Below are 15,958 nucleotides of genomic sequence, written 5' to 3'. Positions count from 1 at the left end.
GTCCCTGCCTATCGGCAGTCGCCAAGCCCGTGTCCGCAGGCCACGGGCTTTTCTTTTATAAAATCGCTCTTGAAATATAATATTTTTGGCCCCGCATGTTGACGTCGCAAGACGAAGCGGCGCATTTGGTCGCGAGCTTTTCTGAAGCAACCCATCAGCGTCGCAATGATCATCAAGCCTGAATTCCATACATTTGCGCTTACCGCGCTTGTCGGCAGCATGGGTGCGCTCGTCGCCAGCCTCCTCAATATCCCGGCCCCCTTTCTTTCCGGCCCGGCACTCGCCGTGACGATCACGGGACTGGCCGGCGTGAGGCTCGGAATTCCCGCCTTCATCCGCAATGCCTGTTTCGTCGTTGTCGGCATTTCGATGGGAACGAGCGTCACGCCTTCGGTCATCGATGCTGCAAAAACATGGCCCCTGAGCTTCGTCGTCGTGCTCGTCGCCGTCGTCATCATGCTTTATGTCGCCTACTGGATCCTGCATTACGGCTTCGGATACGACCGCACCACGGCGATGCTCGGCGCTTCGCCCGGGCACCTCAGCTACATCATCAGCCTTGGCGCGGAGACAAAAAGTGACCTTGCGACGGTCAGTATCGTGCAAAGCGTGCGGGTGCTGGCGCTCACCCTTTCCGTGCCGCTGATCGTCGAATATTTCGACCTCGTCAGCACGGAGCCGCTCATCGTCAACCCGCCGATGGGTCTTTTCACACTGGCGCTGACCATTGGCGCATCCCTTGCTATGGGATGGCTCTTCCTGCGATGGAAATTTCCGGCAGCCCTGCTGCTCGGCGGTGTTGCCGTGTCCATCGGCACCCATATTACCGGCCTCACCGAGGGCGGTGTTCCGACCTGGCTCAGCCTGCCGGTCTATGTGCTGATCGGCTGTCTCATCGGTACGCGCTTTTCGAATGTATCCCTGATGGACGTTCGGAAAGGCTTTCTGGCGGGTTTCGTCGTCACCATCGCCGTGATGGTGATCGCCGGAAGCATTGCCTGGATGATTTCCGGCATCACCGGCGTTCCGCTCAATGCCGTGATGATCGCCTATTCGCCGGGCGGCCTTGAAACCATGGCGGCCATGGCGGTGATGATGCATGCCGATACCGCCTATGTCGGGTCGCATCATGTTCTGAGGCTTCTGTTCCTGTCCGTCCTCATGCCGCTCGTCATGGGCAAGGACGCACGCAAGCAGGACGACAAAACCTGAGCGGGACCAGCGCGCCTGCCATTCCCGCAAAAAAAGCTGGTGGTGTTGCAACCATTTGTTCTTCTGGCCGTTCCTGTTTCTCCGCAATTGCGACGGCAATTTTCGCGTGTTCGACAGGCTGACCCACCGGAGGAATTTTCATGAAACGCGTGATGATGTTGACAGGCGTCGGATTGGCGCTTGCACTTTATGGTTCCATCGCTCAGGCGCAGGTGGTCGTGTCGTCGAAGATCGACACGGAGGGCGGCGTTCTCGGCAACATCATCCTTGCCGTGCTGAACAAAAACAATATCCAGACGACGGATCGCATCCAGCTCGGCGCCACCCCGGTGGTGAGAAAAGCGATCACTGCGGGCGAGATCGACATCTATCCGGAATATACCGGCAATGCCGCCTTCTTTTTCTCCAAGGCGGACGATCCACTCTGGAAGGATGCCGCAAAGGGCTATGAGGAAGCGAAAACGCTCGATTATGACGCCAACAAGATCGTCTGGCTGACGCCATCACCCGCAAACAACACCTGGGCGATTGCGCTTCGCAAGGATGTCGCCGACAAAAACAATCTGAAAACGCTGTCGGATTTCGGAAAATACATCGCTGGTGGCGGTGCGGTGGTTCTTGCCGCCTCCTCGGAATTCGTCAATTCCGCTGCTGCCCTGCCGGCATTTCAGACCACCTACGGCTTCACCATGAAGCCGGATCAGCTGATCACGCTGTCCGGCGGCGATACCGCGGCCACCATCGCCGCTGCCGCCAATCAGACGAACAATGCCAATGCAGCCATGGTCTATGGCACCGATGGCGGCATCGCCCCATCCGGTCTGGTCGTTCTTGAAGACGACAAGCATGTGCAGCCCGTCTACCAGCCCGCACCGATCATCCGCGAAGAGGTGCTGAAAAAGTATCCCAATATCGAGGAGTTGCTGAAACCCGTATTCGAAAAGCTGGATCTCGCGACCCTGCAGGACCTGAACGCCCGCGTGCAGGTGGGTGGCGAACAGGCCAAGGCAGTTGCCGCCGACTTCCTGACGAAGAACGGTTTCCTCAAATAACAGCCTTTGGGAAGCGGGATGGCGGAAACCCATGCGCGGTTTTCACCATCCCGTACGAACCTATGATCCGGGGGAGCGGAATTTGACGAAATGGCCTGACAAGGTGGGCGTGCTGATTTCGTGCCTGCTTCTCTACGCGCTTTTTGCATCCCCCTTCATGACATTCCGCGCCAACCGGATCATTCAGGGCGAAACGCGCACGATCTTCGAAGCCCTTCCGGTCCCTGCTGCTACCCTCCTCGCCGCCATCATTCTCGTCGCCGCCTTCATCGCCTTTTTTCGGTTTCCGACGCGCCTGAAACTCGCAGCCGCGCTGGTTGGCCTGGCAGTGCTGGCGATCTTCGTCGGGCAGGCGGCCTCTGCGCTGACGCCTGAAGGCAACAGTTTTGCCCGCGTTTCGCCCGCCAGCGGTTTCTGGCTGATGTTTGCAGGGCTTGCGCTGCTCACTACTGATTGCATTGCACGTCTCCAGCCGAAACCGTCTATACGGATTTTGCTGTTGCTGGGGGCAATCGCGACGCTCGCGGCGGTTCTGACAAGCGGCCTCTGGGACGATCTCTCCATCATCAAGGAATATACCGGCCGGGCGGATATCTTCTGGACCGAGGCGCTACGGCATGTGGAGCTTGCCATCGGCTCGCTGGTTGCAGCGACCGTGGCTGGTATCCCGCTCGGCATTCTCTGTTATAAGGTCGAGCGGTTGCGCGCCGGTGTGCTGAACGCGCTCAACATCGTCCAGACCATTCCCTCCATTGCCCTTTTCGGTCTTCTGATTGCACCACTCGGATGGATCGCAGCCAATGTGCCCGGCGCGGCGAAGATCGGCATCGCCGGCATCGGCATGGCGCCCGCCTTCGTGGCGCTGTTTCTCTATTCGCTGCTGCCGGTCGTTTCCAACACGGTTGTCGGTCTTTCCGGCGTCTCGCAGGCCGTGCGGGAGGCCGCGCGCGGGCTTGGCATGACACCTGTGCAAAGACTGCTGCGGGTGGAATTTCCGCTGGCCATGCCGGTCATTCTCACCGGTATCCGCATCGTTTTGGTGCAGAATATCGGGCTTGCGACCATCGCGGCATTGATCGGCGGCGGCGGATTTGGCGTTTTCGTGTTTCAGGGCATCGGACAGACGGCGATGGACCTCGTGCTGCTTGGCACCGTGCCGACCGTTCTCATCGGCTTTGCCGCTGCGATCGCGCTCGATGCCATCATCGACAGCAATCTCTTCAGCGCAGGCGGAAGGCAAAAGGCATGATCGAGATCGACACCATCACGAAACGATATGGCGATGCGGCCGTGGTCGATCAGGTATCGCTGACCGTGGCGCCGCACACCGTTACCGTCATCGTCGGCACTTCCGGGTCGGGAAAAACCACCCTGCTGCGCATGATAAACCGGCTGGTGGAGCCGACATCCGGCACGATCCGTATCGACGGAGAGGATGTGAGCACTATTCCGGGCTACAAGCTGCGCCGTCAGATCGGCTACGCCATTCAGGGCCATGGTCTGTTTCCGCATCGCACCGTGGCGGAGAATATCGCGACCGTTCCACAGCTGATCGGCTGGGACCGAAAGCGCATCAATGCGAAAATCGATGCGCTGATGCATCTCTTCCAGCTCGATCCGGCGCTTTATGCCGACCGCTTTCCGCATGAGCTTTCGGGCGGGCAGCAGCAACGCGTCGGCGTGGCACGCGCGCTTGCGGCAGAGCCGAACATTCTTCTGATGGACGAACCTTTCGGTGCGCTGGACCCGGTGATCCGCGCCAAGGCGCAGAACGATCTTCTCGATATCCAGAAAAAGCTCGGCGTTACCATCGTTCTCGTCACCCATGATATGGATGAGGCCTTCCATCTGGCGAACCGCATCGCCGTGATGGACAAGGGCCGTATCGTTCAGGATTGCCCGCCAGCCGAGCTGGTGCTGAAACCGGCAACGGATTTCGTGCGTACCATGATTGGCGAAAACGAACGCGCGCTGAAACTGCTGTCGGTCCTGTCCGTTGCAGAGGTCGTGGAGCCGGGAAGCGCTGAAGGCAAACCGCTGAACGAGCATACCAGCCAGCGCGATGCCCTGTCGGCAATGTTGTGGGCGGGCTGCGATGCCCTTCCGGTGCTGAAAGACGACGGCCAGCCGGCGGGCCGGGTGCGGCGCGATGTTCTCCTCCAGCGTGCTGCCGGAACCCCATGAAGAATGCCGCTTCGTTTTTCGCCCCCGGCCTTCTGGTAGTGGCGCTAATCGTCTTTCTCGCAACGCCGCAGGTCTTTGCGCCATTGTTCCGCCCTCTCGTGCAGGCCAATGCGCCGGCGATCTACACCCAGGCCGACCTGTTTTCACTCACACTGTCGCATCTCGCCATTGTCGGGATTGCCACGGGGCTTGCCACGCTGGTGGCCGGAGCGCTCGCGGTTCTCGTCACCCGCCCCTTCGGAGCGGATTTTCTGCCGCTGTCGCGCAGCATCGTCAACATAGGCCAGACCTTTCCGCCGGTGGCGGTTCTGGCGCTCGCGGTGCCGATGATCGGTTTTGGCGAGAAACCCACGCTCATCGCACTGTTCCTCTATGCGCTGCTGCCGGTTTTCGAAAACACGCTGACGGGACTGACGACCCTGCCGGCGGCCGTGATGGATGCTGCCAGAGGCAGCGGCATGACCGGCTGGCAACGGCTTGTCAAAGTGGAACTGCCTCTTGCCCTCCCGGCGATCCTTGCGGGCATCCGGCTTTCGGCAGTCATCAGCCTTTCAACCGCGACCATAGGCTCGACGGTCGCGGCCCGCACGCTCGGAGAAGTCATTATTGCGGGCCTGCAATCCAACAATCTCGCCTTTATCCTTCAGGGCGGGTTGATCGTTGCCGCACTCGCGATCCTGATTCACGCTGCCTTTTCTGCACTGGAAAGAGCAGCGGCCCGCAAAACCGGGCACTGACATGAGGAGCCACTGCATTTTTATGTTCCCGACATCCGCCTCGCATGTTAGGGGCTGACCGTCGAAACAGAAACATTCGAGGTTCGGGTGACACAGGCAATCGTCGTGATGGGAGTGAGCGGCTCTGGCAAGACCACGGTCGCAGAGGAACTGGCGGAAAAACTGGGCGTTGCCTTTATTGAGGGCGACAAGCTTCACCCTAAATCCAATATCGATAAAATGTCCGACGGCATTCCGCTGACCGACGACGATCGCTGGCCGTGGCTGGACGTGATCGGCGCAGAATTGCGCAAGGGCTATGAAAACAATGGTGTCGTCGTTTCCTGCTCGGCGCTCAAGAAAATCTACCGCGACCGCCTTCGCGAGGCTACCGGCGGCCCGCTCGCTTTCGTTTATTTGGATGGCAGCCTCGAACTCCTCAGCGGGCGCATGGGCGAACGCAAGGGCCACTTCATGCCGCTCTCGCTGCTCCAGACCCAGCTTGCCACGCTGGAAGTGCCGACCGGCGAACCGGGTGTCGTGACCGTCAGCATCGACGCCACACCTGAGGATATTGCGAACAACGCACTTGCCGGTTTGAAAGCGGTGACGTTTTAAAATCCGAGCCTGTCGCGCATGCCGTACCACCACGCACCAAGCACGGTCAGCGGCACACGGAAGGTCTTGCCGCCCGGGAACGGATAGTTCGGCAGGGAACTCCAGACATCGAAACGCTCGGCGTGGCCCGCAACGGCCTCGCCCAGTATCTTGCCCAGCAAATGCGTGGTGGTGACACCGTGGCCGCTGTCGCCGTGTGAAAAATAGACATAGTCCGATAGCTTGCCCATATGCGGGATGCGCGTCAGCGTCAGCGCAAAATTGCCGCTCCAGGCGAAGTCGATCTTCGTCTTTTCAAGTTGCGGGAAGGTCTTCAGCATGTTCGGGCGGATAACGCCGGTCAGATCCGCCGGATCGCTGCCGCCATAACCGATACCGCCGCCATAAAGCAGGCGATTGTCGGAGGTGCGGCGATAATAATCGAGAATGTAATTCGCATCCTCCACGCAATAATTTGCGGGCAGAAGTTCCTCGATCAGGTCGGCATCGAGCGGCTCCGTCGCCATGACCTGACTTGAGACCGGCATCATACGGTCACCGATTTCCGGCAGCAACTTGCCGAGATAGGCGTTGCCGCAGACGAGAACATATTTCGCCTTCACGCTGCCCGTCGCCGTGCGCACAACCGGATTTGCGCCCTGCTCCACCGAAATAACCCGCGAATTCTCGAATATGCGCGCACCGAGACTTTCGGCCGCCGCCGCTTCCCCCTGCACCAGATTGAGCGGATGGATGTGGCCGCCGAAACGGTCGATCATGCCGCCGGCATAACGATCGGTCTGCACGTATTTTCCGACATCGGCCTTGGCGACCATTTCAAGCCCGCCATGGCCGTGTTTTTCCCAATGGGCCTTATGGGCCTCCATCTCGCGAATCTGTTTTGGCGTAAAGGCTGCGAAGAAGCCGCCATCGACAAGATCACAATCGATGGCGTATTTCGCGATGCGGCTGCGGATGATCGCGCCGCCTTCCAGCGACATTTCACCGAGCCTCACCGCCTTTTCATGCCCGTAGCGACCGGCAATGGTTTCGAGATCGCGGCTATAACCATTGACGATCTGGCCGCCATTGCGGCCCGAAGCGCCAAAACCGACCCGCACGCCTTCCAGCACGATGACCGAATAGCCACGTTCGGAAAGTTCGAGAGCGGCGGAAATGCCGGTAAAGCCGCCGCCGATGACGCAGACATCCGCTTCCAGTGCGCCCTCAAGCGAGGGCCGCACGGATTTGACATTGGCGGAGGCCGCATACCAGGAGGAGGTGTGGCCGGGATTGGGTATGTTCGTCACCTCAGCCATCTCACACCGTCCTGATATAGGCGTCATATTCGACGTCGGTTACACGCAGGGAAAATTCGGAAAGCTCCTGCTGTTTGCAGGCGGAAAACAGCGTACGATAGCGCTGGCCAAGCGTCGCATAAGCGAAGCTGGAGCGTGTGAAACGCTGCAGGGCGTAGTCCCAGTTGGTGGGCAAAGGTTCGTGATTGATGGCATGGCTGTCGCCGGAAATCGCCCCGCCGGGCTGGCGTTTTTCCTTCATGCCGGCAAGTGCCGCGCTCAGGATCATCGCGACGACGAGATAGGGATTGGTATCGGCGCCGGCCACGCGGTGTTCGATACGCGTTGCGGCCTTGCTGGCGACGATGACGCGCACCGCCGCCGAGCGGTTGTCGATGCCCCAGGAGGCGTAGGTGGGCGCATGTTCGCTCGGCGTCAGGCGACGATATGAATTGGCATGGGGAGCGAAGATCGCCATGCTCTCCCCCATGTTTTCCAACAGGCCGCCAACCGAATGCATCAGCGCATCCGACGGGCCGTTTTCTCCGGCGTAGATATTCCTGCCGTCCTTATCGAGGACGGAAAAATGGACATGCATGCCATTACCGGCCTGCAACCCGTAAGGCTTGGCCATGAAGGTGGCATCGAGATCATGCCGCCGCGCCACACCCTTGACGATGCGCTTCAGGAAGACGGCAAAATCTGCAGCCTGCAACGCGTCCGGTACATGATTGAGGTTGATCTCATATTGTCCTGGGCCGTTTTCCCGCAGTGTCGTATCGGCAAGCACACCCTGGGCCCGGCAGGCCGTGGCGATATCGTGGAAGACGTCCTCGAAATCCTGCAATTCGGAAATCGACAGAACCTGTGTCTGGCCGGTATGCCACCGGCCTTCGCGACTATGCGGCGGACGAACGGGATCGAGCGCGGAGCGGACCGGGTCGATCAGGTAAAATTCGAGTTCCGTCGCCACGACCGGCGTGAGACCGGCTTTTTTGTATGCTTCCAGAACCCGCGCCAGAACATTGCGCGGGTCGCCGTAAAATCCTGTTCCATCCGGGTTCTTCATCGCAAGCAGGACCTGCGCGGTCGGCCGGCCGAGCCACGTCACTCGCGACAGCGTGCCCGGAACAGGAAAGCAGAACCCATCCGGATCACCCGTGCCTTCGGCGAGGCCTGCGGCGTGCACATCGCGACCCCAGATATCCAGCGCATAAACGGAGCGTGGGATCGCCATTCCCTTTTCAAGAACGTCGATGGCCCTTTCGCGCGGAATCCATTTGCCGCGCGGCACGCCGTTCGCATCTATGACAAAAGCTTCGAGAATTTCGATATCGGGGTTATCGGCGAAGAATTTCTTTGCGTTTTCAATATCATCCATCATGCACCAGCAGGCCGTTTCTCTTCTGTTTCGCGCGCGGAAGCGCTTCGCTAACGAAAATCGTCCTGCTGCTGATAGATGAGAAACCTCGCCGTCATGATGACGCTTGCCCCTTTTCCCCTTGGATAAGCCCATGTTACGTGGCCCGCCGCAGGAAGGCCAGCGGATTCGGCTATCAGGGATTGAACCTTTCCGGGCGATAGGCGTCGATGGCGATAACAGGCGTTTCCCCCAGCATGGTTTCCGCCAGCACGCGGCCGGTGATGGGCCCGAGTGTGAGGCCGTGATGGGCATGCCCGAAGGCGAGCCACAATGTCCTATGCCTTGGCGCCTTTCCGATGATCGGCATCATATCCGGCGTGCAGGGGCGCGCACCCATCCACGGTTCTGCATCCAGCCTGCCGCCAAGAGGAAAGACCGTGCGAGCCACCCGTTCCGCCCGCTCGATCTGCACCGGAGATTTCGGCGCATCGCGTTCGGCAAATTCCGCGCCCGTCGTCAAGCGGATACCCTTTCGCATCGGCGCCAGAAAATAACCACGCTCCGCATCGATCAGCCAGTTGTTAAGCTTCGTGCCCTCCTGCGGCGCATAGTGCATGTGATAGCCACGCTTCACACCGAGCGGAAAGCGGTAACCCAGGCGTTCCGTCACCGTATCCGCCCAGGGGCCAAGTGCGACGACGGCATGTTCGGCCTCGACCGCGCCGGTTTCGGTGCGCACCGTCCAGCCCGCGACAGTCTGGCTGAGGGTGGAGGCATCGCCCCGCACAAAGGTTCCGCCGAGACTTTCGAACAGTTTGACATAGGCCAGTGTCAGCGCGTGCGGATCACGCACCGACCAGGGATCGTCCCATTTCAGACCACCGACGAAATCGCGGCTTAGATGCGGTTCGGCAGTCGCGAGTTCTTCGTCCCCGAGTTTCGTGTGGGAAATACCGTGGTCACGCGCCAGACGCTCGGCGAAGGCATAGTCTGCATCCCGCCTTGCAGCGGTTCTATAGGCCTCCATCCAGCCGTTCTTGACGATGAGATCGGCGGCCTTTGCCTCATCGATCAAAATGCTGTGTTCGGAAACCGAATGCTCGATCAGCGGCGCATAGGCGCGGGCAATCGCTGCGTGCCGCGTGGCTGCGGAATTGTACCAGTAACGGCCGAGAAAGGGCGCGATCTTCGGCAAAGCGGAGAGGTGATAACGGGCATCGATGCTGTTGTTCAGGGAATAGCGCAACAGCAGAGCAAGGTCCTGCGGGAAGGCGTAGGGAACGACGCCTTCTCTCTGGATAAGCCCGGCATTGCCGAAGGAAGTTTCCTCACCCGGTCCGCGCCGGTCCACCAGCACCACCGACTTGCCCCTGCGAGCCAGTTGCAGGGCAACCGAAACCCCGATGATACCCGCCCCCAAAACGATCACATCCGCTGCCATTGCAATCAATCCGTTTCCGCGTCACGTCCTGCGCAACATGGGTCGGCATTTTTTGCAAAGCAACAGAAAAATCATTGCCTTAATAGAAATAGCGACACGCCTACTGGCTTACCGCTTTGGTTTCGACAGCCTCGATATTAAAGGCCGCCGCCAGCAACGCCCTGGTATATTCCTGCTGCGGATCAGCGAATATATTCGCCGCCGGGCCGCTCTCCACCACCTTGCCATGGCGCATGACGATCAGATCGTTGGCAAGCGCCTTCACCACCTTCAGGTCGTGGCTGATGAAGAGATAGGCGAGTTCGTGCTTGGCCTGAAGATCGCGCAGCAGATCGACCACCTGCGCCTGCACGCTCATGTCGAGCGCGGATGTCGGCTCGTCCAGCATGACAAAACGGGGTTTAAGCACCATGGCGCGGGCAATGGCGATGCGCTGGCGCTGGCCGCCGGAAAATTCGTGCGGATACCGCCAGCGCGTCGCGGGGTCGAGACCGACCTCTTCCAGCGCGGTGGCGACACGCGTATCGCGCTCGTCGGCAGACAGAGACCGCTCATGCACCTTCAAGCCCTCGGCGACGATCTCGCCTACCGACATGCGCGGGCTGAGCGAACCGTAAGGATCCTGAAACACCACCTGCAGCCGGTTTCTGAGCGGCTTCATCATTTCATAGGAATAGTGGTCAATCGACTGGCCGATGAAGCTGATACGCCCTTCAGACGCAATCAACCGCGAGAGCGCCAGGCCGAGCGTCGTCTTGCCGGAACCGGATTCGCCCACCACACCAACCGTCTGCCCGGCGCGCAGGGTAATATCGATGCCATCGACCGCCTTCACATGGTCGACCACACGGCGCATCAGCCCCGCCTTGATGGGGAACCAGACCTTGATATCGTCGCCCTGCATGACCACGGGTTTGCTGGCGTCGGAATGGGGAGGCTCGCCCTTTGGCTCCGCCGCCAGAAGATGGCGGGTATAGGCGTGCTGCGGATCGTTGAAAACCTGCTCCACGGTGCCGGTCTCGACAATCTTGCCCTTGGTCATGACGCAGACGCGGTCGGCAAATTTGCGGACAATGCCGAGATCGTGGGTGATGAACAGCATGGACATGCCGTGCTTGGTCTTGAGGTCGCTCAGAAGTTCGAGGATCTGGGCCTGAACCGTCACGTCGAGCGCCGTCGTCGGTTCGTCGGCGATCAGCAGTTTCGGCCGGTTGGCAAGCGCCATGGCAATCATCACGCGCTGCCGCTGGCCGCCGGACAATTCATGCGGATAGGCCTTCAGGCGCTTTTCCGGTTCGCGGATACCCACCTGCAGCAGCAGTTCCAGCGTGCGCGCCCGCGCCAGCGCTCCGGTGATTGCCTGATGCAGCTCCAGAATCTCGCCGATCTGCCGCTCGATGGTGTGGAGCGGATTGAGCGAAGTCATCGGCTCCTGAAAAATCATGGTGACGTCGTTGCCGCGGACCGCGCGCAGGGAGCGTTCCGGCAAAGTCAGCATGTCCTTGCCGTCGAACAGGATTTTTCCCGATGGATGGCTTGCCGCCGGATAGGGCAGCAATTTGAGAATGGAGTTCGCCGTCACGGACTTGCCGGAACCGGACTCGCCAACGAGGGCGACGACCTCACCCGGCATCAGATCGAAAGAAACGTGATCAACGGCTATGCTGGTCGCGCCGCCCTGGTGGAAAGCGACGGAGAGATCGCGGACGGAGAGAAGCGGTTGGGTCTTTGTTTCCGTCATGGCGATCACCGGAACGTCTTGCGTGGATCGAAGGCGTCGCGCACCGCTTCACCGACGAAAATCAACAGTGAGAGCATGATGGACATGGTGAAAAACGCAGTGAGGCCAAGCCAGGGGGCCTGAAGGTTGTTCTTGCCCTGCGCGATCATCTCGCCCAGCGACGGCGATCCCGGCGGCATGCCGAAGCCGAGGAAATCGAGCGAGGTGAGCGTCGTGATCGAACCGGAGAGGATGAAAGGCAGGAAGGTCAGTGTCGCCACCATGGCGTTGGGCAGAAGATGCCGGAACATGATCGTCCAGTTGCCGACGCCAAGGGCGCGGGCGGCGCGGACGTATTCGAAGTTTCTGGCCCGCAGGAATTCGGCGCGCACGATGCCGACGAAGCCGACCCATGAAAAGAGCAGCATGATGCCGAGCAGCACGAAGAAACCCGGCGGCAGGATGGCCGCGATGATGAGCAGGATATAAAGCACTGGCATGGACGACCAGATTTCGATGAAACGCTGCAACAGCAGGTCGGTCCAGCCGCCGAAATAACCCTGAATCGCGCCGGCGGTGACGCCGACAAGGGCCGACGCGATGGTCAGCGTCAGACCGAACAGCACGGAAATACGGAAACCGTAGATCATCCGCGCCGTGACATCGCGCGCCTGATTGTCCGTTCCGAGCCAGTTGAGGTTGCCGAGAGTGCAGCCGGGATCGGCATTGCCTTGCGGATAGGCCGAGCAGCGGTCTTTTTCGTCCATCAGCCAGAACGGCGCGGTAGGTGCCGAATGGGGAATATTGGAATTGACCGTCTGATAGGAATAACGGATCGGCGGCCAGATCATCCAGCCATTGGCGTTGATCTCGTCCTGAATGAAGGAGGATTTGTAATCGGTCTGGGCAAGGAAGCCGCCGAATTTTTCCTCCGGATAATCCACCATGACGGGCACCAGCAGCTCGCCCTTGTAGGAGGCAAGGACGGGTTTGTCATTGGCGATGAATTCCGCGATCAGGCTCAGGAAAAACAGGATCAGGAACAGCCAGAAGGACCAATAACCGCGCCGGTTAGCCTTGAAATTCTGCCAGCGGCGCTTGGTGGTCGGCGAAAACCACGGGCGCTTCGGCTTTTCTATCGTTTCGGCTGCGGCGGTATGGGCAAGCGTCATCACACGTCCCTCCGCTCGAAATCAATGCGCGGATCGATCCATGTATAGATAAGGTCGGAAATGAGGCCGACCACGAGGCCCATCAACGAGAAGATGAAGAGCGTGCCGAACACGATCGGATAGTCACGGTTGACGACCGAGAGATAACCGAGGCGGCCAAGGCCATCGAGCGAGAAGATATTCTCGATCAGCAGCGATCCGGTGAAGAAGGCCGAGATGAAGGCGCCCGGAAAACCGGCGATCACGATCAGCATCGCGTTGCGGAACACATGACCATAAAGAACCTTGCGCTCCGTGAGCCCCTTGGCGCGGGCGGTGATGACATATTGCTTCTTGATCTCGTCGATGAAGGAGTTCTTGGTCAGCAGCGTCGTCGTCGCAAAGGCCGAAAGCGACAGCGCAATGAGCGGCAGGGTCAGGTGCCAGAAATAGTCGATGATCTTCTGCCACCAGTTCAGCTGATCAAAATTATCCGACACCAGACCGCGGAGCGGAAACCAGTCGAAGAAGGATCCACCGGCAAAGAGGACGATGAGCAGGATACCGAACAGGAAGCTCGGCACGGCATAACCGATGATGATGATGCCGGAGGTCCAGACATCGAAGGTCGAGCCGTCGGACACGGCTTTCTTGATGCCGAGCGGAATGGAGATGATGTAGGAAATGATCAGAATCCAGAAGCCGAGCGATGCGGACACCGGCAGCTTGTCGATGATGAGATCGATGACGGAGGAATTGCGGAAGAAGCTGTCGCCGAAATCGAAGCGGATATAATTCCACATCATTTCGAGAAAACGGGTGAGCGGCGGCTTGTCAAAACCGAACTGCTTTTCGAGCTTGGCGATCAGTTCCGGATCGAGACCCTGCGCGCCGCGATATTTCGAACCGCTGTCATCGAAACCGCCGGACTGGCCCATGAGATCGCCGCCGCCCGAGAGCCGGTCGGAGGCGCTGTCGCCCTGCCCGGTCAATTGCGCGACGACCTGTTCCACCGGCCCGCCCGGCGCGAACTGGATGACGAGAAACGAAATGCCCATAATGCCGATGATGGTCGGGATCATCAGCGCCAGACGTCTGAGGATATAGGCGCCCATCAGCCTCTGCTCCCGGCCGATACGTCAGCGGTTTTCGTTTCTGTCAAACCCGGTCCTTTCCTGAAAGCGCTGCCTGCGCTTTAAGCGATTCGTCTCGCCCTATGTGAATCAAGCCTTCGGCACGAAAGCAAGGCCAGCGTCAGTTCGCGGCCTGGCTGGACCACCATGCTTCCGGAAAACCGACACCATATTGGGGCAGGTTTTCCGGACGGATGAGCGTATTCCAGTAAGCGATGAACATCTCACCACGGTAGAATTGCGGTATGACGTAGCTGTTTGCCAGAAGTACCCGGTCGAGCGCGCGTGCGGCGGCGACCTGTTCATCCCGGTTGGGCGCAAATATGACCTTCCTGACCAACGCATCGACGGCGGGGTTCTTGATGCCGGCAATATTGTTGGACCCTTGCCGGTCGGCGGCGGCCGAGCCCCAGAAATCCGCCTGTTCGTTTCCGGGGTTGGCGGAAGTCGCCCAGAGCTTGACGATGACGTCATAATCGAAGCTGCGGGTGCGGTTGGTATATTGCGAGGCGTCGACTGTGCGGATCGTCGCGTTGATGCCAATCTTCTTGAGGTTCTGGACATAGGGCAGGATGGTTCTTTCCATGCCGGCGGAATCGATCAGAAACTCCATATCGAGCGGCTGTCCGGTTTTCGCATTGACCATGCGGTTGCCGCGCAGCTCGTAACCGGCTTCCTTCATCAGCCTAACCGCCTCGCGCAGATTGTCGCGCTGCTTGGCGGGATCGCCTGCCACGGGGTTGCGATATTCTGTCGTGAAGACCTCCGGCGGAACCTGATCCTTCAGTTCCTGAAGAATTTCCAGCTCTCGCCCGGTGGGCAGGCCGGAAGAGGCCAGCTCGCTGCCCATGAAGAAGCTGTTGATGCGCTGGAACTGGCCGTAAGCCAGCGTTCGGTTCAGCTCCTCGAAATCGAAAGCGTAGTTGAGTGCCTTGCGCAGGTTCGGGTTCTGGAATTTTTCGCGGCGCAGGTTCGGCACAAAGGCCTGCATGATGCCGACGGAACGATAGATATTCGGCAGTTCTTCCTTCTTGACGCGGCCTTCCTTAACGGCTGGGAAATCATAACCCGTGACCCAGCGGCTGGAGGAGGCTTCCTGCCGGAAATCAACGGTGCCGGACTTGAAGGCCTGGAATTCGACATCCTGATCGGCGAAGAAGGTGTAGGCGATGGTTTTGAAATTGTTCAGCCCGACATTCACGTTGACGTCCTTGCCCCAGTAGTCGTCGCGGCGTTCATAAGTAATTGTCGAGCCGGGAGAGACTGAGGCAATCTTGTAGGGGCCGGAACCCATCACCGGCTCCAGCGTGCCACGCGATATGTCGCGCGGCTTGCCATCCGGGCCGGCGGCTTCCCACCAGTGCTTGGGAACGATCAGCAATTGCCCGACAATCTGCGGCAATTCGCGATTGTTCTTTTCATCGAAAGTGAAGGTAATGTCCCTTTCGCCACTCACCTCCGCCTTGGTGACGTGGGTGTAATAGGTCGCAAGCTGCGGGCTCAGATCCTTGGCCTTTTCGAAGCTGAAGACGACATCCTCCGGCGTCACCTGCTTGCCATCGGCCCATTTCGCTTCGGCGCGCAGCCGGAAGGTGGCTTTCGAAATATCGTTCGGATAGCTCACGCCCTCGGCCAGAAGACCGTAGGAGGCCGACAGCTCCTCTTCCGTCGATTTCATCAATGTATCGAAAACAAGAGAAAGGCCGGTCGCCGCCTCGCCCTTGGCGAGCAGCGGATTGAGCGTATCGAAGGTGCCCGCCGTCGACAGGCGAAGGATGCCCCCTTTCGGCGCCTTGGTGTTCACATAGTCGAAATGATCGAAGCCATCGGGATGTTTCAGTTCCCCGACCGTCGAAATCCCCTTTCGCCATACATCGGCCGATTGTGCGGAGGCCGCCGCCGGTATCAGCAGGGCGGATGCCGCAAGAGCGATGAGGCAGCGGGATTTCAGTGGTGCCAATATCATTGGGGGAATGTCCCTGTTTTCGTGTTTGTTGGAGAGAGCATAAAACAAAGATTGGCAAAAAACAGATGCGCCGCCTCACAAGCTCTTTATCGGCGTCTTTATCCTCATGCTTTGGCGCCAGCGGT

At 59.4% G+C, this 15,958-nt stretch carries 13 protein-coding genes; 6 read left to right on the top strand and 7 right to left on the bottom strand.

All coding sequences use genetic code 11. The features are described from left to right. Positions 1–165 precede the first annotated feature (165 nt). The 6 genes from FY152_13445 (at position 166) to FY152_13420 (ending at position 5,782) form a co-directional block, all read left to right on the top strand. Complete coding sequence (locus tag FY152_13445) at positions 166–1,212, top strand: AbrB family transcriptional regulator (GenBank protein ID UXS33053.1); 1,047 nt, start codon at positions 166–168, stop codon at positions 1,210–1,212. A gap of 140 nt (positions 1,213–1,352) precedes the next feature. After that, positions 1,353–2,264, top strand: a complete 912-nt coding sequence (locus tag FY152_13440; protein ID UXS33052.1) for an ABC transporter substrate-binding protein — start codon at positions 1,353–1,355, stop codon at positions 2,262–2,264. A gap of 82 nt (positions 2,265–2,346) precedes the next feature. Further along, entirely contained in the window at positions 2,347–3,513 is a 1,167-nt protein-coding gene (locus FY152_13435; protein UXS33051.1) for an ABC transporter permease, read from the top strand. Beyond that, positions 3,510–4,448 carry an ABC transporter ATP-binding protein gene (locus FY152_13430; GenBank protein ID UXS33050.1) on the top strand — a complete coding sequence of 313 codons (939 nt, stop codon included), beginning with the start codon at positions 3,510–3,512 and terminating at the stop codon, positions 4,446–4,448. Before FY152_13435 ends, FY152_13430 begins: the two co-directional genes overlap by 4 nt. Next, positions 4,445–5,185, top strand: coding sequence for an ABC transporter permease (locus FY152_13425; protein UXS33049.1), 741 nt, complete (start codon positions 4,445–4,447; stop codon positions 5,183–5,185). The genes FY152_13430 and FY152_13425 overlap by 4 nt, the downstream gene beginning before the upstream one ends. Positions 5,186–5,293: 108 nt before the next feature. Continuing rightward, positions 5,294–5,782, top strand: a complete 489-nt coding sequence (locus FY152_13420; protein ID UXS33284.1) for a gluconokinase — start codon at positions 5,294–5,296, stop codon at positions 5,780–5,782. Here FY152_13420 and FY152_13415 read toward each other — a convergent pair. The 7 genes from FY152_13415 to FY152_13385 all read right to left on the bottom strand — a co-directional run bounded on the left by FY152_13415 (position 5,779) and on the right by FY152_13385 (position 15,833). Next, complete coding sequence (locus tag FY152_13415) at positions 5,779–7,080, bottom strand: FAD-binding oxidoreductase (protein ID UXS33048.1); 1,302 nt, start codon at positions 7,078–7,080, stop codon at positions 5,779–5,781. The two genes, FY152_13420 and FY152_13415, sit on opposite strands and share 4 nt — an antisense overlap. A 1-nt stretch (position 7,081) precedes the next feature. Then, positions 7,082–8,443, bottom strand: a complete 1,362-nt coding sequence (locus FY152_13410; protein ID UXS33047.1) for a glutamine synthetase — start codon at positions 8,441–8,443, stop codon at positions 7,082–7,084. Between the two features lie 172 nt (positions 8,444–8,615). Continuing rightward, a complete protein-coding gene (locus FY152_13405) occupies positions 8,616–9,863 on the bottom strand; it encodes an FAD-binding oxidoreductase (protein ID UXS33046.1) in 1,248 nt (415 codons plus the stop codon). A gap of 100 nt (positions 9,864–9,963) precedes the next feature. After that, the gene (locus FY152_13400; GenBank protein ID UXS33045.1) at positions 9,964–11,613 is read right to left on the bottom strand and encodes an ABC transporter ATP-binding protein; all 1,650 of its coding nucleotides are present in this window, start codon (positions 11,611–11,613) and stop codon (positions 9,964–9,966) included. Continuing rightward, entirely contained in the window at positions 11,610–12,755 is a 1,146-nt protein-coding gene (locus FY152_13395) for an ABC transporter permease (GenBank protein ID UXS33044.1), read from the bottom strand. Before FY152_13395 ends, FY152_13400 begins: the two co-directional genes overlap by 4 nt. Beyond that, a complete protein-coding gene (locus tag FY152_13390) occupies positions 12,755–13,849 on the bottom strand; it encodes a microcin C ABC transporter permease YejB (protein ID UXS33043.1) in 1,095 nt (364 codons plus the stop codon). Before FY152_13390 ends, FY152_13395 begins: the two co-directional genes overlap by 1 nt. A gap of 139 nt (positions 13,850–13,988) precedes the next feature. Beyond that, the gene (locus tag FY152_13385; protein UXS33042.1) at positions 13,989–15,833 is read right to left on the bottom strand and encodes an ABC transporter substrate-binding protein; all 1,845 of its coding nucleotides are present in this window, start codon (positions 15,831–15,833) and stop codon (positions 13,989–13,991) included. Between the last annotated feature and the right edge of the window lie 125 nt (positions 15,834–15,958).

The organism is Agrobacterium tumefaciens (genome assembly GCA_025560025.1).
Taxonomy (GTDB): domain Bacteria; phylum Pseudomonadota; class Alphaproteobacteria; order Rhizobiales; family Rhizobiaceae; genus Agrobacterium.
This window is presented reverse-complemented; position numbering and strand designations above follow the sequence as displayed.